Below are 1589 nucleotides of genomic sequence, written 5' to 3'. Positions count from 1 at the left end.
CAGGAGGAACGTTCCTCCTGGGCCGCCGCACGCCCGTCCGGCGGCACCCGGGGCTCCGGGCCCGGCGGTCCGTCAGCCGGGCGCCCGGGCAGCCGGTCGGGCGGCCCGGTGGGTGACCCGGCGGGCGGGCGATCAGCAGTCTGACCAGTCCGACAACACTCCCAGTTCCGGTGACCGTCGTACCCTTGGTAGGTGACCGACGCCGTAGCAGCCATCCCAGAAGAAGCAGCCCCGGTCCCGCTCCTCGAACCGAAGGAGGGGATCCCGCCCGTCGTGGCGGACGAGCAGGCGCTGGCCGCCGTCGTCGCCGCCTTCGCCGCGGGCACCGGACCTGTCGCCGTCGACGCCGAGCGCGCCTCCGGCTACCGCTACGGGCAACGGGCGTACCTCATCCAGCTGCGCCGCGCGGGCGCCGGCTCCGCGCTGATCGACCCGATCGCCTGCCCCGACCTGAGCGGACTGGGCGCCGCCATCGCGGACGCCGAGTGGGTGGTGCACGCCGCCACCCAGGACCTCCCCTGCCTCGCCGAGGTGGGCATGAGACCGGCCCGGCTGTTCGACACCGAGCTGGCCGGGCGGATCGCCGGCTTCGCCCGGGTCGGCCTGGGGCCGATGACCGAGAACGTGCTCGGGCTGAGCCTGGCCAAGGAGCACTCGGCGGTCGACTGGTCCACCCGCCCGCTGCCCGAGCCGTGGCTGCGCTACGCCGCTCTGGACGTCGAGGTGCTGGTCGAGCTGCGCGACGCACTCGAACAGGAGCTGGACGCCCAGGGCAAGCTGGACTGGGCCCTGGAGGAGTTCGCCGCGATCGCGGCCGCGCCCCGCCCCGCCCCGCGCACCGACCCGTGGCGGCGCACCTCGCAGCTGCACAAGGTCCGCCGGCGCCGCCAGCTGGCCGTGGTGCGCGAGCTGTGGCTGACCCGCGACCGGATGGCCCAGGAGCGCGACGTCTCCCCGGGCCGGGTGCTCTCGGACGCCGCGATCGTCAACGCCGCGCTGGCCATGCCGCTGAACATCGCCGCGCTGCAGGCCGTCCAGGGCTTCGGCCCGCGGCTGCACCGGCGCCAGCTGGACCAGTGGCTGGCGGCCGTGCAGCGCGGCCGGGAGGTCCCGGAGAACCAGCTGCCGCCGGCCGCCGCCCCGCACGACGGGCCGCCGCCGCCGCGGGCCTGGGCGGAGAAGGACCCGGTCGCGGCCGCCCGGCTCTCCGGTGCCCGCGCCGCGGTCAGCGAGCTGGCCGAGCGCCACCACCTGCCCGCCGAGAACCTGATCACCCCGGACCTGGTGCGCCGGGTCTCCTGGGAGCCGCCGGCCGACCTGAGCGGCGACGGCGTGGCCGCCGTGCTGCGCCGGCTCGGCGCCCGGCAGTGGCAGGTCGACCTGGTGGCGCCGGTGGTCGCCGCCGCCTTCGCCACCGCCGCCACCGCCGGCACCGCCGAGGCCTGATCCGGCCGGAGCGCCCGGGCCCGCCCACGCGGCCCCGGCCCCGCCGACCGACTCCCGTGAGGGGGCGCCGGGCGGTTGCGACGGCGCCCCCGCACGGGGTTACCGGGGGGCGGTACAGGTCGCGGTGGTGGCGGACGGGTGGC

1 protein-coding gene is annotated in these 1589 nt (G+C 77.7%); it reads left to right on the top strand.

All coding sequences use genetic code 11. The features are described from left to right. The first annotated feature begins 192 nt into the window (after positions 1–192). On the top strand, positions 193–1446 hold the full coding sequence (locus ACFXOZ_RS24875) for an HRDC domain-containing protein (protein ID WP_375888286.1): 1254 nt from the start codon (positions 193–195) through the stop codon (positions 1444–1446). Positions 1447–1589 lie beyond the last annotated feature (143 nt).

Origin of the sequence: Kitasatospora sp. NPDC059160 (assembly GCF_042755465.1) — a bacterium.
Lineage (GTDB): Bacteria > Actinomycetota > Actinomycetes > Streptomycetales > Streptomycetaceae > Kitasatospora.
This window is presented reverse-complemented; position numbering and strand designations above follow the sequence as displayed.